This window comes from Collimonas rhizosphaerae (assembly GCF_038896935.1).
Lineage (GTDB): Bacteria > Pseudomonadota > Gammaproteobacteria > Burkholderiales > Burkholderiaceae_D > Collimonas > Collimonas rhizosphaerae.
Genome location: NZ_JBANDC010000004.1, coordinates 179335 through 203923 on the forward strand (window position 1 = coordinate 179335; position 24589 = coordinate 203923).

At 61.3% G+C, this 24589-nt stretch carries 17 protein-coding genes; 5 read left to right on the plus strand and 12 right to left on the minus strand.

From position 1 onward, the window contains the following. Window positions 1-117: 117 nt before the first annotated feature. The 6 genes from mlaE to V8G57_RS07270 all read right to left on the minus strand — a co-directional run bounded on the left by mlaE (window position 118) and on the right by V8G57_RS07270 (window position 10064). Window positions 118-918 (minus strand): lipid asymmetry maintenance ABC transporter permease subunit MlaE, encoded by an 801-nt coding sequence (gene mlaE / locus V8G57_RS07245; RefSeq protein ID WP_342828801.1) that lies wholly within the window; start codon window positions 916-918, stop codon window positions 118-120. After that, a complete protein-coding gene (locus V8G57_RS07250; protein WP_342828802.1) occupies window positions 918-1721 on the minus strand; it encodes an ABC transporter ATP-binding protein in 804 nt (267 codons plus the stop codon). The genes mlaE and V8G57_RS07250 overlap by 1 nt, the downstream gene beginning before the upstream one ends. Window positions 1722-1939: 218 nt before the next feature. After that, a complete protein-coding gene (locus V8G57_RS07255) occupies window positions 1940-3403 on the minus strand; it encodes a glutamate synthase subunit beta (RefSeq protein ID WP_342828803.1) in 1464 nt (487 codons plus the stop codon). A gap of 100 nt (window positions 3404-3503) precedes the next feature. Continuing rightward, window positions 3504-8192: a glutamate synthase-related protein gene (locus tag V8G57_RS07260; protein ID WP_342828804.1), complete on the minus strand. Its 4689-nt coding sequence runs from the start codon at window positions 8190-8192 to the stop codon at window positions 3504-3506. Between the two features lie 178 nt (window positions 8193-8370). After that, complete coding sequence (locus V8G57_RS07265) at window positions 8371-9093, minus strand: transposase (RefSeq protein ID WP_092394603.1); 723 nt, start codon at window positions 9091-9093, stop codon at window positions 8371-8373. 92 nt (window positions 9094-9185) lie between these two features. After that, window positions 9186-10064 (minus strand): LysR substrate-binding domain-containing protein, encoded by an 879-nt coding sequence (locus V8G57_RS07270; RefSeq protein WP_092394600.1) that lies wholly within the window; start codon window positions 10062-10064, stop codon window positions 9186-9188. Between the two features lie 125 nt (window positions 10065-10189). Here V8G57_RS07270 and V8G57_RS07275 point away from each other — a divergent pair, with 125 nt between their 5' ends. Then, a complete protein-coding gene (locus V8G57_RS07275) occupies window positions 10190-11263 on the plus strand; it encodes an NAD(P)H-dependent flavin oxidoreductase (protein ID WP_342828806.1) in 1074 nt (357 codons plus the stop codon). A 17-nt stretch (window positions 11264-11280) separates the two neighbouring features. Further along, complete coding sequence (locus V8G57_RS07280; protein ID WP_342828807.1) at window positions 11281-12489, plus strand: YbfB/YjiJ family MFS transporter; 1209 nt, start codon at window positions 11281-11283, stop codon at window positions 12487-12489. Window positions 12490-12492: 3 nt separating this feature from the next. Here the strand turns inward: V8G57_RS07280 and V8G57_RS07285 are convergent, their stop codons facing one another. From V8G57_RS07285 to V8G57_RS07310, 6 genes are all read right to left on the minus strand, one after another. Then, entirely contained in the window at window positions 12493-12687 is a 195-nt protein-coding gene (locus V8G57_RS07285) for a hypothetical protein (protein WP_342828808.1), read from the minus strand. Window positions 12688-12728: 41 nt separating this feature from the next. After that, window positions 12729-14222 (minus strand): AMP nucleosidase, encoded by a 1494-nt coding sequence (locus V8G57_RS07290; RefSeq protein ID WP_342828809.1) that lies wholly within the window; start codon window positions 14220-14222, stop codon window positions 12729-12731. Between the two features lie 130 nt (window positions 14223-14352). After that, window positions 14353-15024 (minus strand): glutathione S-transferase, encoded by a 672-nt coding sequence (locus tag V8G57_RS07295; RefSeq protein ID WP_342828810.1) that lies wholly within the window; start codon window positions 15022-15024, stop codon window positions 14353-14355. Window positions 15025-15095: 71 nt separating this feature from the next. Then, complete coding sequence (locus V8G57_RS07300; protein WP_342828811.1) at window positions 15096-16664, minus strand: thioredoxin family protein; 1569 nt, start codon at window positions 16662-16664, stop codon at window positions 15096-15098. Between the two features lie 74 nt (window positions 16665-16738). Then, window positions 16739-19462: a TonB-dependent receptor domain-containing protein gene (locus V8G57_RS07305; protein WP_342828812.1), complete on the minus strand. Its 2724-nt coding sequence runs from the start codon at window positions 19460-19462 to the stop codon at window positions 16739-16741. Between the two features lie 163 nt (window positions 19463-19625). Further along, window positions 19626-20513 (minus strand): HTH-type transcriptional regulator ArgP, encoded by an 888-nt coding sequence (locus V8G57_RS07310; protein WP_342828814.1) that lies wholly within the window; start codon window positions 20511-20513, stop codon window positions 19626-19628. 167 nt (window positions 20514-20680) lie between these two features. Between V8G57_RS07310 and V8G57_RS07315 the strand changes: the two genes are divergently transcribed. The 3 genes from V8G57_RS07315 (at window position 20681) to V8G57_RS07325 (ending at window position 24551) form a co-directional block, all read left to right on the plus strand. Continuing rightward, window positions 20681-23071, plus strand: a complete 2391-nt coding sequence (locus V8G57_RS07315; protein WP_342828815.1) for a penicillin-binding protein 1A — start codon at window positions 20681-20683, stop codon at window positions 23069-23071. A 4-nt stretch (window positions 23072-23075) separates the two neighbouring features. Next, window positions 23076-23699: a trimeric intracellular cation channel family protein gene (locus tag V8G57_RS07320; protein WP_342828816.1), complete on the plus strand. Its 624-nt coding sequence runs from the start codon at window positions 23076-23078 to the stop codon at window positions 23697-23699. 147 nt (window positions 23700-23846) lie between these two features. Beyond that, a complete protein-coding gene (locus V8G57_RS07325) occupies window positions 23847-24551 on the plus strand; it encodes a glutathione S-transferase N-terminal domain-containing protein (RefSeq protein WP_342828817.1) in 705 nt (234 codons plus the stop codon). The last annotated feature ends 38 nt before the right edge of the window (window positions 24552-24589 follow it).

Here is a 24589-nt window from a genome sequence, read left to right on the forward strand (position 1 = left end):
TAAAAATACCATCGCGAACAATATCTCGAAGAGAAAATGGTAACGAGAAGTAAAACGCGCTGCTACGGTTTGATTCCCGCTGCTCGACACGACAGGCAGCGGGAGTCGCGCAAATAATTAGTTAAACATCAAGGCGGTCAGCAGGAAGTCCAGCCCAAGTACCGCCAGCGACGAGATCACCACGGTGCGCGTGGTTGCCCTGGAGACGCCTTCCGGCGTCGGTTTTGCCTCATAGCCCTGCCATACCGCCACAAACGTTGCGGCGACGCCAAACACAATGCTTTTCAAGACGCCGTTGGCGATATCTTGCCAGATATCCACGCCGCCCTGCATCTGCGACCAGAACGCGCCTTCATCGACGCCGATCAGCTTGACGCCGACCAGGTAGCCGCCAAAGATACCCAGGGCGCTGAACAGGGCTGCCAGCATCGGCATCGCTACCACGCCAGCCCAGAAACGCGGCGCCACGACCCGTTGCATGGGATCGACCGCCATCATTTCCATCGCCGACAGCTGCTCGCCGGCTTTCATCAGGCCGATTTCGGCAGTCAGGGAAGTGCCGGCGCGGCCGGCGAACAGCAGCGCCGTCACTACCGGCCCCAGTTCGCGCACCAGCGACAGCGCCACCAGCAAGCCCAGCGCCTGCTCCGAACCATACTTGTTGAGCGTGTAATAACCCTGCAAACCCAGCACGAAACCGACAAACAGGCCCGATACGCCAATGATGATCAGCGAATAATTGCCGATGAAATGGATCTGGTCGGTAATCAGCCGCGGCCGCCGCCAGAGTCCGAGCGATGCCCGCAGGATCGCAAAGAACATGCGCGTGGCGAGGCCCAGGCCGGTAATCGATTCGCGTACCGTGCGTCCCACCGCCGCAAGAGAATTGCTTACAAACTTAGTTACAGCGTTCAGCATCAGCCGCGCCCCTTCAAGCCCAGGTCCTCGGCCAGCGACTTGCCAGGATAATGGAACGGCACCGGACCGTCAGGTTCGGCGTTGATGAATTGCTTCACGTACGGATGGGTCGACGCCTGCATCTCTGCCGGCGTGCCCTGCGCCACGATTTGTCCCTGCGAGAGGAAATACACGTAGTCGGCAATGCTGAACGACTCATGGACGTCATGCGACACCAGGATGCTGGTAGAGCCCAGCGCATCGTTGAGCTTGCGGATCAGGTTGGCCGTCACACCCATGGAAATCGGATCCAGGCCGGCGAACGGTTCGTCATACATGATCAGCGACGGATCCAGGGCAATTGCGCGCGCCAGCGCCACGCGCCGGGCCATGCCACCGGAAATCTCGGACGGCTTCAGCTGCGCTGCATTGCGCAAGCCGACCGCATTCAATTTCAGCAGCACCAGGTTGTTCAGCAGTTCCGGCGACAGGTTGGTGTGTTCGCGCAGCGGGAAAGCCACGTTTTCAAATGCGGTCAGGTCGGTAAACAAGGCGCCGCTCTGGAACAGCATGCCCATCTTGCGCCGCAAGGCATACAGGCCCGGGGTCGACAGTGCGTGCACCGTTTCGCCGTCGACCTTGACGCTGCCGGCCTGCGGCCTCAGCTGGCCGCCGATCAGCCGCAATATGGTGGTCTTGCCGGAGCCGGAGCCGCCCATGACGGCGATCACCTTGCCGCGTGCGAAGTCCATGTTGAGACCCGATAAAATCGACCTCTCACCATAGCCAAACTGCAGATCACGAATTTCGACGATATTTGCCACACCATCCACCGAATAAATCAAAGGGGCTATTGTAGTGCAAATGCGACAATCGTTCAGGGCCGGGCAATAGTAGGCAGACTGGCATGTGCCTGTATTACAACAGTTTGACTATTGCCCGGATGCATGAACAAAAACATGTGCTGCAGAAAAAAGAGCATGCCGGTGTTGCCACTGACATGCTCCTTCTTTATTTAGCGACAGCAAAAAGCTGCGCAGTATTACCGTGGCAAAACCGATGCCCCCATCAGGAACTCATCGACTGCGCGTGCGCACTGGCGGCCTTCGCGGATAGCCCAAACCACCAGCGACTGGCCGCGGCGCATGTCGCCGGCGGCAAACACCTTGTCGACCGATGTCTTGTAGCAGGCGTCGCCGTCGGTAGTGGCCTTGACGTTGCCGCGCGCATCCTTGTCGACGCCAAACGCTTCCAGCACCTGCGCCACCGGCGAAACGAAACCCATGGCCAGGAACACCAGGTCGGCCTTCATCTCGAATTCCGAATCCGGCACTTCCTGCATCTTGCCGTCTTTCCATTCGACGCGGGCGGCGATCAGTTTCTCGACCTTGCCGTTCTTGCCTTCCAGGCGCTTGGTGGCCACCGCCCAGTCGCGGTCGCAGCCCTCTTCGTGCGACGACGAAGTGCGCAGCTTGGTCGGCCAGTACGGCCAAACCAGCGGCTTGTTTTCCAGCTCCGGCGGCTGCGGCATCAGTTCAAACTGCTGGATCGACACCGCCCCCTGGCGGTTGGAGGTGCCGACGCAATCGGAACCGGTATCGCCGCCGCCAATCACCACTACGTGCTTGCCGCCAGCCAGGATCTGGTCCTTGACCTTGTCGCCGGCGTTGACCTTGTTTTGCTGCGGCAGGAAATCCATGGCGAAATGGACGCCCTTCAGCTCGCGCCCCGGCACCGGCAGGTCGCGCGGCTGCTCGGCGCCGCCGGCAATCACCACGGCGTCGAACTCGGCCTTCAATTCGTCCGGCGCAATGGTCTTCTTGGCCCAGTTATTTACATTGGCCGGGAAATCCTTGCCGACCAGGACGCCGGTGCGGAAGGTCACGCCTTCGGCTTCCATCTGTTCGACGCGGCGGTCGATATGGGATTTTTCCATCTTGAAATCGGGGATGCCGTAACGCAGCAGGCCGCCGACCCGGTCGCTCTTTTCAAACACGGTGACGTCATGGCCGATGCGCGCCAGCTGCTGCGCCGCCGCCAGGCCGGCAGGGCCGGAGCCCACCACGGCGACCTTCTTGCCGGTCTTGACCAGAGGCGGCTGCGGCACGATCCAGCCGTTTTCCCAGCCCTTGTCGACAATGAAGTGCTCGATCGACTTGATGCCGACCGGATCGCTGTTGATGCCGAGCGTACATGCGCTTTCGCAGGGCGCCGGGCAGATGCGGCCGGTAAATTCCGGGAAGTTGTTGGTCGAATGCAGGGTCTCCAGCGCTTCGTGATAAGCGCCGCGATACACCAGGTCGTTCCAGTCGGGAATGATGTTGTTGACCGGGCAGCCGTTGTTACAGAACGGAATGCCGCAATCCATGCAGCGCGCGCCTTGGGTCTTGGCTTCGTCGTTGCTCAGGCTGAGGATGAATTCCTTGTAATGCTTCTTGCGCGCCACTGGAGCTTCATACGTTTCGCCGACCCGCTGGAACTCCATGAATCCTGTTACTTTTCCCATTTTTCACTCACATTTTAGCTGCAGGATCCACCGCGGTCTTGTGCTCCAGACCGGCGGCGATCCTTATCGTTACTTGGCTGACGGTTACGCAATCTGTCGATTACGCAGCGACTTTTTCTTTAGCAGGCGCGGTGCTGCGCACCGCATTCAATTCGCCCAGCGCCCGCTTGTACTCGGTCGGGAACACCTTGACGAATTTGCTGCGCGACGCAACCCAGTTGTCCAGCAGGTTGCGAGCGCGGGTGCTGCCGGTGTACTTGAAGTGGCGTTCGATCAAGCCTTTCAGGATCGCCTCGTCAGCCTGCACTTCGCCGCCGCGCGCCATGCTGTGCCAGATCGCCTTATCGATCGTGGCTTCCTGCTCGCCCTGGCTCAGCACCGGCTCCAGCGTCACCATCGCCATATTGCATTGCGCGGCAAACGTGCCGTCCGGATCGTAGACATAAGCCAGGCCGCCAGACATGCCGGCGCCGAAGTTGCGGCCAGTATCGCCCAGCACCACAACCGTACCGCCGGTCATGTATTCGCAGCCATGGTCGCCGGTGCCTTCAACCACGGCAATCGCGCCGGAGTTACGCACCGCGAAACGTTCGCCGGCGACGCCGTTGAGGAAAGCTTCACCAGCGATGGCGCCGTACAGCACGGTGTTGCCGGCGATGATGTTGTCGACCGCGCGGCCGCGGAACTCGGTGTTCGGACGCACGATGATGCGGCCGCCCGACAAGCCCTTGCCGACATAGTCATTGCCCTCGCCAACCAGGTCCAGCGTCACGCCATGCGCCAGGAACGCGCCTGCCGACTGGCCTGCGGTGCCCTGCAGCTGGATGTGGATGGTGTCGTCGGGCAGGCCCTCGTGACCGTATTTTTTTGCCACTTCGCCAGACAGCATGGCGCCGACGGTGCGGTTCAGGTTCTTGATCGGCGAGATGAACGAGACGCGCTCGCCCTTGTCCAGCGCCGCCTTGGCTTGTCCAATCAGCTTGTGGTCCAGCGCCCGGTCGAGGCCGTGGTCCTGTTCTTCGGTGTGGTAATACACGCCGCCTTCAGGCAATGCCGGCTGGTAGAAAATGCGGCTGAAATCCAGGCCTTGTGCTTTCCAGTGCGTGATCGCCCGCGACTTGTCGAGCAGGTCGGCGCGGCCGATCAGTTCGTTGAAACTGCGGATGCCCAGCGACGCCATGATCTGGCGCACTTCTTCGGCGATGAAGAAAAAGAAGTTGACCACATGCTCAGGCTTGCCGGAGAACTTGGCGCGTAGCACCGGATCTTGCGTGGCAACGCCGACCGGGCAGGTGTTCAGGTGGCATTTGCGCATCATGATGCAGCCTTCGACCACCAGCGGCGCAGTGGCGAAACCGAATTCATCGGCGCCCAGCAAGGCGCCGATCACGACGTCGCGGCCGGTCTTCATCTGGCCGTCGGCCTGGACCCGGATACGGTTGCGCAAGCCGTTCAGCACCAGCGTTTGCTGGGTTTCCGCCAGGCCCAATTCCCAAGGCGAGCCGGCATGCTTGATCGACGACAAAGGCGAGGCGCCAGTGCCGCCATCGTGGCCGGCGATCACCACGTGGTCCGACTTGGCCTTGGCGACACCCGCCGCCACGGTGCCGACGCCGACTTCCGACACCAGCTTGACTGAAATCGAAGCGCGCGGATTGACGTTCTTCAGATCGTGGATCAGCTGCGCCAGGTCTTCGATCGAATAGATGTCATGGTGCGGCGGCGGTGAAATCAGCCCGACGCCCGGCACCGAGAAACGCAGCTTGGCGATGTATTCGGATACCTTGTGGCCTGGCAGCTGGCCACCCTCGCCCGGCTTGGCGCCTTGCGCCATCTTGATCTGGATCTGGTCAGCCGAAATCAGGTATTCCGCGGTGACGCCGAAACGCCCGGACGCCACCTGCTTGATGCGCGAACGCAGCGAATCGCCGGCCTGCAACGGAATATCGACTTCGATACGGTCCTTGCCGATCACCGACGCCAGCGTTTCGCCCTGCTTGATCGGGATGCCCTTCAATTCCTGGCGATAGCGGTTCTCGTCCTCGCCGCCTTCACCAGTGTTGGACTTGCCGCCGATGCGGTTCATCGCCACTGCCAGCGTGGCGTGCGCTTCCGTCGAGATCGAACCGAGCGACATCGCGCCGGTAGCGAAACGCTTGACGATTTCCTTGGCCGGCTCGACTTCATCCAATGGGATCGCCTTGCTTGGATCGATCTTGAATTCAAACAGGCCGCGCAAGGTCATGTGGCGCTTGGACTGGTCGTTGATCAGCTGTGCGTATTCTTTATAGCTGTTGAAGTTGTTGGCGCGGGTCGAGTGCTGCAGCTTGGCGATCGCGTCCGGCGTCCACATGTGCTCTTCGCCGCGGATACGGAATGCATATTCGCCGCCGGCGTCGAGCGCGTTGGCCAGCACCGGATCGTCGCTGAACGCGGCGCGATGCAGGCGCAAGGCTTCTTCCGCCACTTCAAATACACCTATGCCTTCGACATTCGACGACGTACCTTTGAAGTACTTCTGGGTCATGCTCTTGTTGAGGCCGATCGCTTCGAAAATCTGCGCGCCGCAATACGACATGTAGGTCGAAATGCCCATCTTCGACATGACCTTCAGCAAGCCCTTGCCGATTGCTTTCTGGAAGTTGTAGATCGCCTTTTCCGGCGACAGCGCGCCCGGCAAGCCGTGCGCAAGTTCCGTCAACGTATCCATCGCCAGGTAGGGATGGATGGCTTCGGCGCCATAACCTGCCAGCAATGCGAAGTGATGCGTCTCGCGCGCGGAACCGGTCTCGACTACCAGACCGGTCGACGTGCGCAGGCCCTTGCTCACCAGATGCTGGTGGATTGCCGAGGTGGCGAGCAAGGCTGGAATCGCTACCTGCTCGGCATCGACCTTGCGGTCCGACACGATCAGGATGTTGTGGCCGGACTTGACTGCATCTACCGCCTTGGCGCACAGCGACGCCAGGCGCGCTTCGATGCCTTCCTTGCCCCAGGCTACCGGATAGCAGATGTTGAGCTCATGCGACTTGAACTTGCCGCCGGTGTGGGCGCCGATATTGCGCAGCTTGGCGATGTCGTCGTAGTTCAGGATCGGCTGCGTGACTTCGAGCCGCATCGGCGGGTTGATGTTGTTGGTGTCCAGCATGTTCGGCTTCGGCCCGATGAAGGACACCAGCGACATCACCATGGCTTCGCGGATCGGATCGATAGGCGGGTTGGTGACTTGCGCGAACAACTGCTTGAAGTAGTGGTACAACGTCTTGTTCTTGTTGGACATGACCGCCAGCGGCGAGTCGTTGCCCATGGAGCCGATCGCTTCTTCAGCGGCGGCCGCCATCGGCGACATCAGGAACTTGATGTCTTCCTGGGTGTAGCCGAACAGCTGCTGGCGGTCCAGCAGCGGGATGGTCGAACCGGATTCGGACGGCTCCGATTTCAGCTCGTCCAGCTTGACCCGCACCGATTCAATCCATTGCTTGTACGGCTTGGCGTTGGCGAAGGTGTCTTTCAATTCCTTGTCGTCGATGATGCGGCCGGCGTCGAGGTCGATCAGGAACATCTTGCCTGGCTGCAGGCGCCACTTCTGGATGATCTTGGATTCCGGGATCGGCAATACGCCGGATTCGGACGCCATCACCACGAAGTCGTCGTCGGTGACGATATAGCGCGCCGGACGCAGGCCGTTACGGTCCAGGGTGCCGCCGATATGGCGGCCGTCGGTAAACGCCATCGCCGCCGGACCGTCCCATGGCTCCATCATCGCTGCATGGTATTCGTAGAAAGCGCGGCGGTTGTCGTCCATGGTGGCGTGGTTTTCCCACGCTTCCGGGATCATCATCATCATCGCTTGCGCGATCGGATAACCGGACATCAGCAGCAGTTCCAGCGCATTGTCGAAACAGGCTGTGTCGGACTGGCCTTCATAGATCAGCGGGAACAGTTTCTTCAGGTCGTCGCCCAGCACATGGGACTTCATCACGCCTTCGCGGGCGCGCATCCAGTTGAAGTTGCCCTTGACGGTGTTGATTTCGCCGTTGTGCGCCAGCAGGCGATACGGGTGGGCCAGCGGCCATTCTGGGAAAGTATTGGTGGAGAAACGCTGGTGGACCAGCGCCAGCGCCGACAGGCAGCGCGGATCCTGCAGGTCCTTGTAATAGACGCCGACCTGGTCCGCCAGCAGCAAGCCTTTGTAGACCACGGTACGCGCCGACATCGACGGCACGAAGAATTCCTTGCCGTGCAACAGGTTCAGCGCCTGGATCGCGTGGCCGGAAGATTTACGGATCACATACAACTTGCGCTCGAGTGCATCGGTCACCATGATGTCCGGGCCGCGGCCGATGAAAATCTGGCGGATCACCGGTTCCTTGTCGCGCACCGTAGGCGACATCGGCATCTCGATATCCACCGGCACATCGCGCCAGCCCAGCACGACCTGGCCTTCAGCCAGCACCGCGCGTTCGATTTCCTGCTCGCAGGCGATGCGCGAAGCATTCTCTTTTGGCAAAAACACCATGCCGACACCGAATTCGCCCGGCGGCGGCAAGATCACGCCCAGCTTCGCCATCTCTTCACGGTAGAACTGGTCCGGCACCTGGATCAGGATCCCGGCGCCATCACCCATCAGCTTATCCGCCCCGACCGCGCCCCGATGATCAAGATTCTTCAGGATCAGCAGACCCTGCTCAATGATCGAGTGACTCTTGTTGCCCTTGATGTGAGCAATAAACCCGACGCCACAGGCATCATGTTCATTAGCCGGATCGTATAAACCTTGCGCATGCATAACGTTGCTCCACCACTTTGAGAGTAAGGATATTAAGAATAGTGCAGACAGATCCAGACTTCAATCAAAACAATTAGGGTCAGAGTCAAATTATTCAGGTTAAATTTTGCACCAAAATTAAATAGGGACAGAGTCAATATGGTGCATTTGATGGTTTTGTTGCCCTGCAGGTCATTTTTTATTTGCGCCCGGCCTGCGGATCAGCGACGTCGGCCAGAGTCTTGAAGGGACGCCCGCGCTTGGCCGGGCGCACCCTGAGAGTGCCCTGTTTTTCCAGGCTTGATTTGAATTTTTCCGTACCCAGCGGCCAACCCTTGTTGGTAGCATCAGCCAGTTGGCGCGCCTGGTCGGATGTGAGTGCTTGCTCTGCCATTTGCTTATAAGCAGCTTCGCGATCGAAGGGTGTGTTGCCTAGTGCCCAGTACAGGGCATGGTCCACCACCAGGGGATCCGCCTTGACGCCGACATGGTGTAGATAGCTCGACCACGGATACTCGCCAGCCGTTGCGACGATGCCTGCGCGCACCGGATTCTGGTCGATGTAGCAGCTGCACAACATGAAATAAGGCTCCGAATCGATCACCGTAGCCCTGTAGCGTCCTTGCCACAAAGTCCCGACACGTCCGTATTTTTGATTGAAATAAGGCACATAGAAGCGCCCTACCCACTGCATCATCCTGGCCAAACCCTCCGCATCGGAAGGCGTTGCCAGCAAATGCACATGATTGGTCATCAGCACGTAAGCGTGGATAGCCACCTTGTATTGCTTGGCCGCTTCGCGCAGGCGGGCAAGGAAATTCACATAATCTTCCGTCTCGCGGAAGATTGCCTGGCGATCAACGCCACGCTGGATCAGGTGATGCGGCTGGTTGGGAATGACGAGTCGGGGCAGGCGAGCCATGGCAGAAAAGGGTTATCTGATGATGTCCGCATTTTATCGAATAATTCGACTCTGACCCTATTTGATTTGCCTTAAACAATTTGACTCTGACCCTAATTGTTGGCGATGGCTTCGGTTTGCAGGATCTGGCTTAGGGCGTCGAAGGCTGGGGAGGTGTAGTCGTGGCGGCGGATCAGGTAGGTGGTGACTTGGCCTGCGGGGCCGATTGGGTAGGTGGCCAGGCTTTGGGTGTTGTTGTGCAATTCCAGGACGGACCGGGGGGCCAGGGCGATGCCGGCGCCGGCGGCGACGCAGGCTAGCATGGCGTGGTAGGAGCCTAGTTCCAGGATGCGGTCCGGGCGGCGGCCGGGGATGCTGCCGGAGGCTAGCCAGTTTTCGGCGTGGCGGCGGTAGGCGCAGCCGTGTTCGAAGGCGACCAGGGTGCGGCTTTGCACATCGTCGGGGCTGGCGATCGGCGGATGGTTGCGGGCGGCCAGCACGACCAGTTCTTCTGCGTACAGGGGCAGCATCTCGAACAAGGGGTCATCCAGCGGGCCTGCGACCAGGGCGGCGTCCAGGGTAAATGCACGGACCCGGTCTATCAGCTGCTGGGTGGCGCCGGTGCTGAGCTCCAGTTGCACTGCCGGCCATTCCTGGTGGAAACGCGCCAGCGGCAGCGGCAAACGGCTGGCGGCGGTGCTTTCCATCGAGCCGATGCGCAAGCGTCCTTGCGGCACCGCGGGCTGGACCGCCTCGCGCGCTTCGCCGGCCAGGTTCAGCAAGCGCTCGGCATAACCGAGCAAGGTCTCGCCGGCCGGCGTCAGCACCAGGCGTTTGTTATTGCGTGAAAACAGAGGCACGCCCAATGAAGTTTCCAGCTGGCGTATGCGTGTCGTCACATTCGACTGCACCCGGTGCAATTGCTCGGCCGCGCGCGTGATGCCGCCTTCCCGCACTACGGTGCGAAAAATTTCAAGAGATAGCAAATCCATAATTCATCTCATTTTAAGATGGGTAATATTTTTATTATTCATTTTTCAGAATGATCCTGTCAAGGTAGCATGCGCCATACCGGCTGTAAGCAATGCCACCTTTATCAGTTACCAGGAATATCGACATGACTGCCACCAAGAGAAATCCGGAAGCATTCGCGGCTGCGCTCGGCATCCGTTACCCGATCGTGCAAGGGCCGATGAACGGCGGTTCGCCGATTGAACTGGCGACGGCCGTCAGCAATGCCGGCGGCCTGGGTTCGTTCGCGGCCGCCCTGCTGTCGCCGGCGGCGATCATTGAAGCCATGAAAAAAATCCGTACGCTGACTCAACAGCCGTTCAACGTCAATTTGTTCATCCTCGAACCGGTCCAGCCAAGCCATGCCGAAATCGAAGCGGCGCAAGCCCTGCTGCTGCCGTTCCGCACCGCGCTCGGCCTTGGTCCGGCGGCAACGCCGCAAAAATTCAGCGAAAACTTCCAAGACCAGCTGGCGGCGCTGCTGGAAGCGGCGCCGCCGGTGGTCAGCTTTACCTTCGGCATACTCGATGCATCAACAGTGGCGCAGTTCCAGCGCAAGGGCTGCAAAGTCATCGGCACCGCCACCAGCGTCGCCGAAGCACAAGCGTGGGAACAGGCTGGCGCCGATTTCGTCTGTGTCCAGGGCGGCGAAGCCGGCGGCCACCGCGCGACTTTCCTGGGCGATGTCGAGCAATCCTGCATCGGCCTGATGACCTTGATTCCGCAAGTCGCTGCTGCAATCAAAACACCCGTGATCGCAGCCGGCGGCATCATGGACGGCAAAGGCATCGCTGCGGCCCTGCTGCTGGGCGCGCAAGCGGCGCAGCTTGGCACGGCCTTCCTGGCGAGTCCGGAATCCGGCATCGCGCCGGCCTGGCGCGAACAGCTGGCGAACGCCAAAGACGACAGCACGCGCATGACCCGCAGTTTCTCCGGCAGGTACGCGCGCGGCATCGTCAATACGTTCATGGAACAGATGCGGCCGCATGAAAGTACGTTGCCGGTTTACCCGGTCCAGAATGCACTGAGCGGCGAAATCCGCCAGGCTGCAGCCAAACAAGGCCGTCCGGAATTCATGTCGCTATGGGCTGGCCAGGGAGTAGCGATGACGCGCCCCATGCCGGCAGCGCAATTGGTGGCTACACTGGCCGCTGAACTGCAAGCGGCAGGCGATCGCTAACCGCGGAAAGAAATCACTTGAGTAAAGACCTGCAAGCCACAGCAACCCAGACAGACCAGGGACGAGCGGCCTGGCGCATAGCGCTGGCCGGATTGCTGGCCCTGGCGGCAGCGATGGGCATCGGCCGCTTCGCCTTCACGCCGCTGCTGCCGATGATGCTGCACGACGGTGTGATCGACCTGGCCGCCGGCGGCTGGCTGGCCACCGCCAACTATATCGGCTACCTGATCGGCGCCCTGCTGTGCATGGTACTGCGGGTCGACGCTACCCGCGGCATCAAGATCGGGCTCGCCAGCACGGTGCTGCTGACATTGGCAATGGGATTGCTGCAGTCGCCCATGCTATGGCTGCTGCTGCGCACGCTGGCGGGCATTGCCAGCGCCTGTGTGTTCGTGTTCGCATCCGGCTGGTGTTTGCAACGCCTGGCGCAATTGCGGGCGCCGGCTTTGGGCGGCGTCATTTATTGCGGTCCCGGCCTCGGCATCCTGATCACCGGGCTGGCGACCAGCGCCATGGTGAACCTGCACTGGCGCGCTGAACACGGCTGGCTGCTGTATGGATTGCTGGCCTTGATATTGACCGCGCTGGTATGGTCCACCTTCTCGGGATCGACGGCTACAGCGGGCGCGCCGTCGCCGGCAGCGCATGGGCTGGAGCCGGCCCAGGTGGTGCGCCAGACGCGCGGCCTGATCCTCGCTTATGCCCTGGCCGGCTTCGGCTACATCATCACCGCCACCTTCCTGCCGGTGATCGCACGCCAGGCGCTGCCGGGCTCGAACTGGCCGGATCTGTTCTGGCCGCTGTTCGGCATCTGCGTCTCCATCGGCGCCTTGCTGGCGACCCGGCTGCCGACGCACTGGGACAATCGTTTGCTGCTCGCCGCTTGTTACCTGCTGCAAGCATGCGGCATCCTGATCGGCCTGGTCTCTCCGAGCGTGGCCGGTTTTGCGCTGGGCAGCATCTTGCTCGGCTTGCCGTTCACCGCGATCACCTTATTTGCGATGCGCGACGCCCGCCGCCTGCGCGGCGATCACGCACGCAGCCTGATGGGATTGCTGACCGCAACCTATGGCGTGGGACAAATCATCGGGCCGCCGCTGGCGACGCGCCTGGTGCAAGGCAGCGGCAACTTCAGCTCGTCGCTGGCCACGGCGGCGCTGGCGCTGCTGGCCGGCGCCGCCTTGCTGGGCGCGATGTACAGGTACCGCGGCAAACCGGCCGCCTGACGCCTACTCCCCGGAAAATTCGGCGGCGGCCTTGGCTGTCCAGAGCGCCTTGTTATAGCTAGGGAACGGCTGATCGTAACTGTCGACTGCGCCGTCCTCGCCGACGAAATGCGTCCACCAGTCGGCGGCGTCCTGCACCAGGGCAATATCGCCGGGGCTGCAATGGTCGGCGATTGACTCGCCTGCAGCCAGCGTCACTATCCTGGTCCTCCTGTGCTTGATGACGGTAGGCACCGCGATCAGCGGAACGCAGGTTCGCTGAAGCTGCGCAGCTTGCGGCTGTGCAGCTGCTCGACGCCTTGATTGCGCAGCAGTTCGAGCGCCTTGATGCCGATCTTCAGATGCTGGTTGACGCGCTGTTCATAGAAGCGGTTGGCCATGCCGGGCAGTTTGATTTCGCCATGCAAGGGCTTGTCCGAGACGCATAGCAAGGTGCCGTAAGGAACCCGGAAGCGGAAACCGTTGGCGGCCACTGTCGCGCTTTCCATGTCCAGCGCAATCGCCCGGCTTTGATTGAAGCGCAGCAGAGGCTTGCGATGGTCGCGCAGCTCCCAGTTGCGGTCATCGATAGACGCTACCGTGCCGGTACGCATGATGCGCTTGAGTTCATATCCTTCCAGCTGGGTGATGGTAGCCACTGCATCCTGCAAGGCCAGCTGCACCTCGGCCAGCGCCGGCACCGGCACCCACAGGGGCAAGTCGTCGTCCAGCACGTGATCGTCACGCACATAAGCGTGCGCCAGGACGTAGTCGCCCATGCGCTGCGACGTCGACAGGCCGGCGCAATGGCCCAGCATGATCCAGCCGTGCGGACGCAGCACCGCCACATGGTCGGTGATGGTCTTGGCGTTCGAGGGACCGACGCCGATGTTGATCAGCGTGATGCCGGAGCCGTCGGCCCGCTGCAAATGATAGGCCGGCATCTGCGGCTGGCGCGCCGGCGCAACGCCGGTAAGCGCACGGTCGGCAGGCAGGTCGTCGAGGTTGGCGTTCCAGGTGGTCAGGTCGCCCGGTTCGACGAAGGCCGTGTATTGCTGGCGGTAGGCGCGCAGCTCGGGATCGCTGCTGGCCTGCATCAGCTCGCGTCCCATGCGGATGAATTCGTCGACGTAGAACGCGTAGTTGGTAAACAGCACATAGCGCTGGAAACGGTCGGGCGAGGTCGCCGTATAGTGCTTCAGGCGGTGCAGGGAATAATCGATGCGCGGCGCGGTAAACAAAGCCAGCGGATGCGGATCGCCCGGCAGTTCTTCCAGCGTGCCGTTGACGATGCGGTCGTCCATGGTCGCCAGGTTCGGCAGGTCGAACACATCCGGCAACGTCCGCAAGTGGTCAGGATCGAGATTGCCCTCGACATGGATGCCTTCCGGGAAGGCGAAATGCACCGGGATCGGCATGTCGCTGACGCCGATTTCGAGCGGCACATCGTGGTTGTCGCGCAGCAGCTTGAACTGGCTGACCAGGTAATTGGTGTACAGCGACGGCCGCGTCAGCGTAGTCTGGTAGACGCCGGGGCCGTACACGAAACCGAAGGAATGGCGGGTATCGGCGCGGGTGTTGAATTCGGTCGTCACCCGTACAAACGGATAGCAGGCGCGCACCCGTTCGGTCATCACTTCGCCGCTGGCAAAGCGCTTGAAAGCCTCGCGCAGCAAGGCGGTGTGATGCTCATAGATTTCATGCACGCGGGCGACGGCGGCATGGGGGTCGGTGAATTGCTCAGTCGGGAACATTGAATCTCCGTAGCGATATCTGTACGCCAGGATCGCTGGCGTCATGGTCCGGACATATTTATCCGGACCTTACAGTTCAATTCTACTGGGATTGGAGCGAGATTGCGAAACTAAAGCCAAGCCGATGCCACTACTTGAGCAAATCGTACTTGCCGCCCTTTTCTATCGCACGCTGATAAGCCGGCCGCGCATGGATGCGCTGCAGGAAAGCGGACAACCTGGGCCGGCTGGCGTCCAGGCCGCCGCGCGACTGCGACGCTTCCAGCGGGAAGCTCATCTGTATGTCGGCAGCGCTGAATTCTTCGCCGGCAAACCAGGTCGATTTGCCCAGTTCGGCTTCCAGGAAATCCAGGTGCGTCTTGAGTTGCGGATCGATGTAGTTGCGCTGCACGCCGTTAGCAATGGAACGCGCCAGCGGCCGCAGCAAGGCTGGCATGGGCGGCCGGTCCAGGCGGCCGAAGATCAGCTTCATCAGCAAAGGCGGCATGGCCGAACCTTCGGCGTAATGCAGCCAATACGTGTAACGCAGGCGGTCCTTGCCGCCGGCGGCCGGCACCAGGCGGCCGCCGCCGTACTGCTGCACCAGGTATTCGATGATCGCGCCGGATTCGGCAATCGTGTTGTCGCCGTCGGTGATCACCGGCGATTTTCCCAAGGGATGGACCGCTTTGAGCGAAGGCGGCGCCAGCATGGTTTTCGGATCGCGCTGGTAAGGCTTGATTTCATAATCCAGCCCCAGCTCTTCGAGCAGCCACAGCACGCGCTGCGAACGGGAATTGTTGAGATGGTGAACGATGATCATGGTCGGCAAGCCCGGTCAGGTGGATGGGAAAACTGCAATCCCGCTAGCGTAACCGATTTGCCGCCGATGATCTAAACCCGCGTCGGATTCAGCAAACCCTGGCATGTCGCGCGCTGCGCATCGGCCGCCGGCAGCTTGGCGCACACCGTATCGAGCTGCTGGCGTAGTCGTCCCAGCACCGCCTGGTGCTTGCCGTCGCCATTCCAGGCATTGAGTTTTTGCCCGAGGCGCTCCAGCACCGAACGGTTACGCTCGTAAAACGCATTCTGGGTGCCGCCCAGTTCTTGCAGCACGCCATGCGCGACCTTTTCTATGCGCCCTTCTTCTTGCGGCGCCAGTTCCAGCAAACCCGACAGGTACGCGACACCCCATTGCAGGCGCGTCGCCGGTCCCTGCGCCGCCTGGTAAGCCTGTTCATACCAGTTGACGGCGCCGCTCTTGTCGCCGCGCTTCTTGGCGTTCGACGCCAGGCTGAGCATGAAGTAATACGGCGCATGCGAACGCTTCAGCTCGGCCTTGAGCAAGCTGTCCGAATCGTCCAGCAGACCGGCATCGCTCAAGGCATGGGCGCCGGCGTTGATCACCGATTGCCGTTCATAGGCATCGGTAGTGGCGCTATCTGCTTGCGCTACCCGTTGCCGCACGTCTTTCAGCAAAGCCGGCGCCAACGCGCCTTCCGGAGTGTCGATACGCGCCAGCGACACTTGCGCCGCCAGCGCCCCCAGGCGATCGGTCTTGGACAGTGTGCCGTCGCCGGACAAGCGCTGCGCAGCGCTGTTCCAGGCGGCGATCAGCTTGGCCCGGGACGGCGATTTCGGCACGGTCGCCAGCCGCACCAGGTCAGCCGGATAGTTGGTCAGGATATCCATGTTCTCGCGCGCGGTATGGACATCGCTCACCGCTTTGGTCAGGCGTGCGGCAGCCGCCGTCTTGTCGACGCCGGCTGCGGCATCGCCGGGCTTGGTCGCAGCCGCCACCAGCGCGCTCAAGGCCAGCCGGTTGGCGCTGTCGCCGGGAGGACATGCCGCCGCCAGCTTGTTCAAGGCAGGCACCAGCTCCTTGCCGCTGACCAGCTGTTGTTCGTCGGTATCCCAAGAGTAGTAAGCCAGCAGGCGCCACTCGTCCGCCGTCAGCTTGCCGCCGCTGAGCGCGGCCTGCAAGGTTTGCTTGACCGGGCGGTTGGCGCTGATGCCGAGCGTCAGCGTCTGCAGGTAGCGGTCGGCGTCGACTTCGCCCGGCAAACGGGTAATTTCGGTGCCGTCCGGCTTGAACAGGATCATGGTCGGATAGCCGCGCACCTTGAAGCGCTCGCCGAGTTTCTGGGCGCCGGCGCTATCGCCGTCGATATGCACCGGTACAAAAAACCGCGAGCGCTCGATGAATCCCTGCCGGTTGAAAATCGTGGCCTTGACCTGGTTGCATGGCGGGCACCAGCTTGCGCCCCAATACAGGAACAAGGGCTTGTTATGCGCTTTGGCGAAAGCAAAAGCGGCATCGACGTCGCCGTCGTACCAGCCGATGCCGTCGGCAGCTGCCGCAGCGGCGGGCTTGGATTCAGCGGCCGCCAGCGCCAAGGCCGGGGCGGCGCACGTCAGCGTGGCGAATATTGCGGCAACGGCGGAGGCGGATAAGGTCTTCATCTTGTACTCATGTGGATAGTTGAAGCCGCATAGGGGCAGGCCAAACCCGCTCCTATGCGGCCATGAACGCTATATCACGAACCAAAGTGGTAATTGAATTCCAGCCATCCCTGGCGGCCATAGGGATTGTAGTTACCGGTAGGATAATACGGCCAACCGGCGGTATTGTCTTGCTTCACCGAATTGAGCACATTGTTGACGATCAGCGCCACCGACGCCCGCGGGGTGATCTGGTAGCTGGCGCTCAGGTTGACCAGCGCGAACGGCGAGATGCGGCGGGTCTGGTCGGCGCTGGGCAAGCTGCCGTAGCGCGTGACTTGCACGGTGCCGGTCCATTTGTCGCGCAGCCAGGTGACGCTGGCGTTGACCTTGGAGCCCCAGTCCGGATTGGTCAGCGAATTCAGCAAGTCCTGGTCAGGATCGCTGGCAAACTGCCGGTAGTGGTGGCTGAGCACCTTGGTGTAATTCGCCTTCAGCAGGAAATCGCCGGCGCCGCCCGCCTTGATGCGCCATTTGCCGCTCACATCCAGGCCGCTGGTGCGCTCCTGCGCCGCATTGATCGGATTGACCAGGATATTCTGGATAGCGTTAGGATTGAAAATCGCGTTGGCCGGGTTGCGCTGCACCCGCCTCAGCGCATCGACGCAGGTCGGCGAGTTGATGTCCAGCTGTCCTGCACGGCAATTCGCTTCATTGCGCAAGATGATGTCGGGGTCAAGGTTGGTGACCAGGTTGTCGATCTGGATGCGCCAGAAATCGGCCGATATGTCGAAGCTCGAGCTTGGCGACCACACCACGCCATAACTCCACGATTTGCCGTTCTCGGATTTCAGGTCCTTGCTGCCGGTCTGGACATAGTTCGCGCCCGGCGAATAATTATTGAATTCGCAGCCGGCCAACGGCTGTCCGGCCTGCTGGCAGCGGTAATAATCGGTAGTCGACGAATAGTAGCCGCGGGTGGTGGACGAATAGATGTAATTCATGTCCGGCGCGCGGAAGCTGGTGGCGTAGTTCCCGCGGAACAGCAGTGTCTTCACCGGACGGAATTCAAGCCCGGTGTTATAGGTGAACTTGCCATCGTTGCGGCCGGCAAAATTGTATTCGTCGTAACGGCCGGCGACGGTGGCGACCAATTCCTTGATAATCGGTATGTTCAGCTCCGTGCCCAGCGCATAGCGCTTGCGCGAGCCGCTGGCGCCGTTCGCAGCTGCCTGGTTGTAGAACACGCCTTGGTTGATCTGCGGATCGGGCGTGTTGCTGAACCCCTGGCTGCCGAACTCGGTCACCGCCGCCAGGCGCACCGGCCCCGCCGGCAAATTGAACAGTTCGCCGTTGGCGCTCAGGCTCAAGGTCTGGGTCCAGGATTTATCGCGGCTGGTTGCCTTGCCGGTGATCGAATTGAACTGCTCCGGGGTCAAGGGCTGCGACAGCCTGCCAGGATCCGGCGCATAAATGGCGACGCCGTCAGCGTCGTAGCCGAGCCGCGGGCCGAGGAAAAAGCTGTCGACATTATTCAGCAGCAAAGGCGTGGTCTTGCGGCTGGTATAGGCGGAGATGTTGTAGGCCGCTTCATAGTTCCAGCTGCTGGTCGATGGAATATCGCCGCGTATGCCCACCGTCAGGTTGCCCGCGACGTCGTTCCAGCGACGGTTGAAGCGGGTCGCTCCGCCGATTTCTTCCGGCGAAATCCGGCGCGACCAGCTTTCGTTGGCGCCGCTGTTCTGATTGAAGAAATAACTGTTGCCGACCGCTTCCGAAGTCCAGCTCGGGCCTCGCGTATTATTTTGCGTCGAGTTAAAGCCCAGCATCAGGTCGCTGAATATTTCTGTCTTGGGAGTCAGCTGGTAACTCAGGCTGCCGTACAGGTTTTCGCTCTCGTTCTGGGTCATGGTAGTCCAGTAGGCGGGCTGAGCCTTGCCGCTGCCGCAATACGCGCCGGATTTCGACTGCACCCTGACTACGCTGTCGTAGAACAGATTGCCGAGCTGGCTGCAGGTCGCGCCCGGATCGACATATTTTCCCGTGTCGACGTTCTGCCGCGACAGGATGCGGGTCGGGGCGGTGCCCCCGGCCGTGGTGGACGACATGAAATCGCGCTGGCGGCTCCAGATCGGATCGGTGCGGCTCAGCTCCACGCCGAACACCCCGCTCAGGTTGCCGCTGCCGCCGCCGCCGGTCAGCTGGATGCGCTGGTTGGCGCCGCCGCCGTCCTTGGTGCCGCCGGCCTTGATGTTGAAATCGAAACCGCTGACCTGCTTTTTGGTGATGATGTTGACCACGCCGGCAATCGCATCCGATCCGTAGATGGCCGAAGCGCCGCTGTTCAATATCTCGATACGGTCCACCAGCGCCGACGGGATATTCGCCAGGTTGACGAAGTTGACCGAGCCGTCATAGGCCACCGGATAGTCGGCGATGCGCCTGCCGTTGAACAGGATCAGCGTATGGTTCGGCCCCAGCCCGCGCAGGCTGATGGTATTCGCAGCCGGAGTGAAGGTGTTGCCGAAGTCGGCGCCCTGCGTCATGCCGGTATTCTGGGCCTGCGAACTGAGGGCGTCGAACACGTTGCGGTAGCCTTGCTTCTCGATGTCCTCGCCGGTGATCACCGTGACGCTGGTCGGACCCTCCTTGCTGGCGCGCGGAATGCGGGAGCCGGTGACCAGCACCGGTTTCGTGCCGCCGGCTGCCGCATCGCCATCCGCGGCCTGGGCAAAGGCTGTCAGATAAGAATTCGGTATTGCATACGCGATCAGCAGCGCCAGCGCGGTTTGCGCCGGCAGGGTTTTGAATCTGTGCATGTATTGCTATTCCTTCCCATGTATTCTTTTGTAAAGAACTGTTGCGTTCTTTAATGGGAGACGAGAATATAGTAGACGGACGGCAATACAAACTGATGGTTTTACATATCCATATGCGCTGTGCGTCGATAGCACGGTGCGCCGGAAGAGTCGCGCGGACGGATCACTTCAGGACTTTTCTGGCAGCGGCGATGATCTGCCGCGACAGGTTTTCCATGCGCGGCGACTGCACCTTCCAGGTATGCCAGTACAAAGCCAGTTCAAGCGGCCTGGACGGCGCCAGATGAGCCATTTCATTTTTGCCGGCGCTAGCCTTGAGCAGCAGTTCCGGCACCATGCCGTAACCAAGGCCGTAGCGGATCGCATTGAAATGCGATGCGGCGCCGGGCACGTAATGGCAAGGGTAAGCTCCCTCCGGCAAGCCCAGCCGGTCCAGCAGGAAGGAAGACTGCAAAGTGTCTTTATGGGTATAGGCCACCACCGGCGCGCTGCGCGCCGCCTTGCGCGTCAGGCCGTCGGCGAACCATCGCTCGCGAAACGCCTCGGCCGCCACCAGCCAGTAACGCATCACTCCCAATAATTCCGCCGTACAGCCGCGCATCGGTTTCGGTTCGGTGCTGATGCAGCCTATGGCCAGGCCGGTCTCCAGCAAGGTGTAAGTGTGGTCCTGGTCTTCCACGGTCAGGTCGAGCAGCACTTTTTCGCGTATCAGCACATCCGACAAGGCCGGGAAAAACCATGTGCCGATCGAATCGGCATTCAACGCCAGCACCAGTGTCAGCGGCGCATCCTGCTCCACCGCCAGCTCTGCCGCCAGGTCAGCTTCCAGCAATTGCGCGCGCTTCAGGTATTGCATCAGCCGCTGTCCCGTGCGAGTGGCGCGCGCGGGACGGCTACGCACGATCAAGGCATTGCCCAGTATGCTTTCCAGCGCGTGCACGCGCTGCGATATCGCCGGCGACGTCAGGTGCAGCCGCAGCGCCGCCTGCTCGAAGCTGCCGGTTTCGATCACCGCGCGGAAGGCTTCGGTGTGTTTCGGATTCAAGTTCATTCGATATTTCCTTTATTTCCCTTAATAAAAAATATTTATCATTCATTAATAATACTTAATTTTATTAAACCAATGTCATATTGAATGCACAATCCCCGCTCCCATCCAATCCGCAGCTGCCGACGATCCGTGATCGGCGGCGCCGGCGCCAAGTCACAGGAGCATCCATGAGGCAGCTTGCCGAACAACCGAAATCGGGCCTGGTCCGCCGTCTCAAATTCATGCTGGGCCTGGTTCTCGGGTTAACGCTGGCCGCCAGCCTCGCGCTTGGCTATTGGCTGCGCCAGGCGTGGCAGCAGCTTCCGGCAGTCGATCACCTGGCGCAATACAGTCCGGCATTGCCATTGCGGATCTACTCCAGCGAAGGCGTGCTGCTGGCGGAATACGGCGAGGAGCGTCGCGAATTCCTGCCTATCGCCCAGATTCCCTTGCGCATGCGCCAGGCGCTGCTGGCCATCGAAGACGCACGCTTCTACCAGCACGGCGCAGTCGATTTCACCGGCCTGCTGCGCGCCACGCTGGCCAATGCCGTCAGCGGCCAGCATGGACAGGGCGCCAGCACGATCACCATGCAAGTGGCGCGCGGTTTCTTTTTGACGCGCGAAAAAACCGTGCAGCGCAAGCTGATGGAAATACTGCTGGCATACAAACTGGAACAGCAGTACAGCAAGGACAAGCTGCTGGAGCTGTACATGAACCAGATCTACCTGGGTGAACGGTCTTACGGTTTTGCCGCCGCATCCAATATCTATTTCGACAAACCGCTGGAACAGTTGAGCACAGCCGAGGCGGCAATGCTGGCCGGCTTGCCCAAGGCGCCCTCCGCCTACAATCCGGTAGCCAATCCGCAGCGAGCGCAGATGCGCCAGCAATATATTCTGCAGCGCATGCTGGCGCTCGGCGATATCACGCAAGAAGAATTCCAGCAGGCCATGGCAGAGAAACTGGTGCTCAACGCCAGCCGCAACAGCTCCATCCGGGAAGCGGCCTACGTCGTGGAAGAAGCCAGGCAGATGGTGGTGCAAGCTTATCAGGAGCGTGCTTACACCATGGGGCTGGATGTCGTCACCACGATCCAGATGGCGCCGCAACTGGCCGCCGACAAGCATCTGCGCACGGGATTGCTGGACGCCCAGGCGCGCAGAGGATATCGCGGCCCTGAAGCGCGGCTGCCCGCAGCGGAAAACCATGGCTGGCAAGACAGCGCCCGCGCATTGCTGGCGCCGTATCCCGACAGCGGCGAGTTGCGTGCGGCAATCGTTACCGCCGTGGCGCCGAAGCAGATTACGGCGGTGCTGCGCGACGGCCGGCCGCTGCAAACAAGCTTGCTTGATCCGCGCATCGCCGGCGGCTGGGCCAAGCTGCCGGCTGACGGCAAACGCAGCATCGCCGCGGGTGCGGTGATCAGGGTTTACCAGGACGGCTCGCAGCGCTGGCTGCTCAGCCAGCTGCCGGAAATGGAAGGCGCGCTGGTCTCGCTCGACGCGCAGACCGGCGATATCCTGGCGCTTGCCGGCGGTTTCGATTTTTTCCGCAATCCCTTCGACCACGCGCTGCAGGCGTTCCGCCAGCCGGGGTCGAGTTTCAAACCCTTTGTCTATTCCGCGGCATTGGAAAAAGGATATTTCCCCGGCACCATGGTGGACGATACCCAGCGCCTCCTGCTGCCCCAGGAAACCGGCGCCCGCGCCTGGCGGCCGCGCAATTACGGCAACAACTATGAGGGCTTCATTACCGTCAGGCGCGGCCTGATGCGCTCCAAGAACCTGGTCGCAGTCAGCCTGATGCAAGCTGCCGGCGCCGACTATGTACAGGGCTTCGCGACACAGTTCGGTTTCCTGCCGGAACGCAATCCTGCCTCCCTGCCGCTGGCGCTGGGGGCCGGCGCCGTGACGCCGCTGCAGCTGGCCCAGTCTTATGCGGTGTTCGCCAACGGCGGTTATCACCTGGCTCCCAGGCTGATCAAGGAAATCCGCAACCGCTCCGGCCACGTGTTCTATGCCGACACCTCGCGCAAAGACGGGAATGCCGTCCGCCAGGCAGGCAAAAGAGTGATTTCCGCGCGCAACGCCTATCTCATGGACAGCATGCTGCAAGACGTGGTCAAGTCCGGCACCGGCCATGGCGCCAAGGTGCTGGCGCGCGGCGACACCGCAGGAAAAACCGGCACCTCGAACAATGCCTACGACGCCTGGTTCGCCGGTTATTCCTCGGGCGTGGTGTCGGTGGTGTGGCTGGGATATGATCAGCCGAAAACGCTCGGCAACACGACCGGCGGCGCATTGGCGCTGCCGGTCTGGAGCCGCTACATGCAGGTGGCGGTCAAGGACCGGCAGGAACGGATAGCGCTGGAGCCGGCTGGACTAACCCTGGCCGATGGCGACTATATCTATTCCGAATACCTGGACCGCAGCTGCCTGGCCGACAACAACCCGTTCATCCACAGCAAGCTGAAGTGCGAACCCGGCCCTGCTGAAAACCTTGCGGCCGAAGCGGGAACCTTGAGCGCGGCGCAAGAGCGCGCACAGATCCTGAAAATGTTTTCTTCCGGAGACTGAGTCCATGCTGCTACATACCATCTACCTGGTGGCGATCGTCGCCGAAGCCATGTCCGGCGCCATCATGGGCATGCGGCGCGACATGGACCTGTTCGGCATCTGCGTGGTCGGCACCATCACCGCACTGGGCGGCGGCACCATGCGCGACATCTTGCTGGGCAATTATCCGCTGGGCTGGATCGCCCATCCCGAATACCTGCTGTTTACCATCGGCGCCGCCGCCGTCACTGCCCTGGTGGCGCGTTTCCTGCATCACTTGCGCAATGTGTTCCTGGTGGTCGACGGCCTCGGCCTGGTGGCGTTCAGCGTGATCGGTTGCGATATCGCCCGCGCCAACGGCATGTCGCCCGGCATCGTGATCCTGGCGGGCATGATCACCGGCGTCTTCGGCGGCCTGCTGCGGGATGTGCTGTGCAACCAGATTCCGCTGGTATTGCAGCGCGAAATCTACGCTACCGTGGCGCTGTTCACCGGCGCGCTGTATGTCGGCCTGCTCTGGTTCGAGGTCGACCCGACGATTGCCCCGCTGGCTGCAATCGGCGCGGGTTTCGTGTTCCGCCTGCTGGCCATGTGTTTCCATTGGAAACTGCCGAGCTTTAACGGCAACGGCATCCGCGGTTTTGAATAGCCGGCGTCACGCTTTCCGCAAACTTGAATGCAACAGCCGTACCGCGGCCGCGCTCAAAGCATCTTTGCCCGGCTTGCTTTAGACTGGCTGTTTTCCGTGCCCGACGCCGGCGAATTTTTCAAGCAGACCAAAAAACAAGGAACTTCCATGACTGACCTTTCTTCCTTCCATATCACAAAAAAATGGCCAGCCCGGCATCCTGAGCGGATCCAGCTGTATTCCCTGCCGACTCCCAATGGCGTCAAGATTTCGATCATGCTGGAGGAAACCGGCCTGCCTTACGAGCCGCACCTGGTCAGCTTCGAGAGCAACGACCAGACCTCGCCGGAATTCCTGTCGCTCAATCCGAACAACAAGATTCCGGCGATCCTCGATCCCGACGGCCCGGGCGGCAAGCCGCTGCCGCTGTTCGAATCCGGCGCGATCCTGATCTACCTGGCGGACAAGAGCGGCCGGTTCATGCCGCAAGACGCCGCTGGCCGCTATGAGACGATCCAGTGGCTGATGTTCCAGATGGGCGGCATCGGACCGATGTTCGGCCAGCTCGGATTCTTCAACAAATTCGCCGGCAAGGATTACGAAGACAAGCGCCCGCGCGACCGCTACGTGGCGGAATCGAAGCGCTTGCTGGCGGTACTCAACCAGCGCCTGGCCGAGCGCAGCTGGATCATGGGCGATGAGTACACCATCGCCGACATCGCTACCTTCCCCTGGGTGCGCAACCTGATCGGCTTCTACGAAGCGGGCGACCTGGTGGGCATCGCCGATTTTCCGCATGTCACGCGGGCGCTCGCGGCGTTCGTGGCGCGGCCGGCGGTGGCCAAGGGCCTGACGATTCCGCAGCGCGGCTGAGCGCAGCCCAGGCGGCTACTCAAAGCGGGGATGGTGCG

What these genes read in the sequence shown, in the direction of transcription:
- mlaE (WP_342828801.1), bottom strand. Translation starts at nt 918, where the DNA reads ATGCTGAACGCTGTAACTAAGTTTGTAAGCAATTCTCTTGCGGCGGTG.
- V8G57_RS07255 (WP_342828803.1), bottom strand. Translation starts at nt 3,403, where the DNA reads ATGGGAAAAGTAACAGGATTCATGGAGTTCCAGCGGGTCGGCGAAACG.
- V8G57_RS07260 (WP_342828804.1), bottom strand. Translation starts at nt 8,192, where the DNA reads ATGCATGCGCAAGGTTTATACGATCCGGCTAATGAACATGATGCCTGT.
- V8G57_RS07265 (WP_092394603.1), bottom strand. Translation starts at nt 9,093, where the DNA reads ATGGCTCGCCTGCCCCGACTCGTCATTCCCAACCAGCCGCATCACCTG.
- V8G57_RS07270 (WP_092394600.1), bottom strand. Translation starts at nt 10,064, where the DNA reads ATGGATTTGCTATCTCTTGAAATTTTTCGCACCGTAGTGCGGGAAGGC.
- V8G57_RS07275 (WP_342828806.1), top strand. Translation starts at nt 10,190, where the DNA reads ATGACTGCCACCAAGAGAAATCCGGAAGCATTCGCGGCTGCGCTCGGC.
- V8G57_RS07290 (WP_342828809.1), bottom strand. Translation starts at nt 14,222, where the DNA reads ATGTTCCCGACTGAGCAATTCACCGACCCCCATGCCGCCGTCGCCCGC.
- V8G57_RS07295 (WP_342828810.1), bottom strand. Translation starts at nt 15,024, where the DNA reads ATGATCATCGTTCACCATCTCAACAATTCCCGTTCGCAGCGCGTGCTG.
- V8G57_RS07300 (WP_342828811.1), bottom strand. Translation starts at nt 16,664, where the DNA reads ATGAAGACCTTATCCGCCTCCGCCGTTGCCGCAATATTCGCCACGCTG.
- V8G57_RS07305 (WP_342828812.1), bottom strand. Translation starts at nt 19,462, where the DNA reads ATGCACAGATTCAAAACCCTGCCGGCGCAAACCGCGCTGGCGCTGCTG.
- V8G57_RS07310 (WP_342828814.1), bottom strand. Translation starts at nt 20,513, where the DNA reads ATGAACTTGAATCCGAAACACACCGAAGCCTTCCGCGCGGTGATCGAA.
- V8G57_RS07315 (WP_342828815.1), top strand. Translation starts at nt 20,681, where the DNA reads ATGAGGCAGCTTGCCGAACAACCGAAATCGGGCCTGGTCCGCCGTCTC.
- V8G57_RS07320 (WP_342828816.1), top strand. Translation starts at nt 23,076, where the DNA reads ATGCTGCTACATACCATCTACCTGGTGGCGATCGTCGCCGAAGCCATG.
- V8G57_RS07325 (WP_342828817.1), top strand. Translation starts at nt 23,847, where the DNA reads ATGACTGACCTTTCTTCCTTCCATATCACAAAAAAATGGCCAGCCCGG.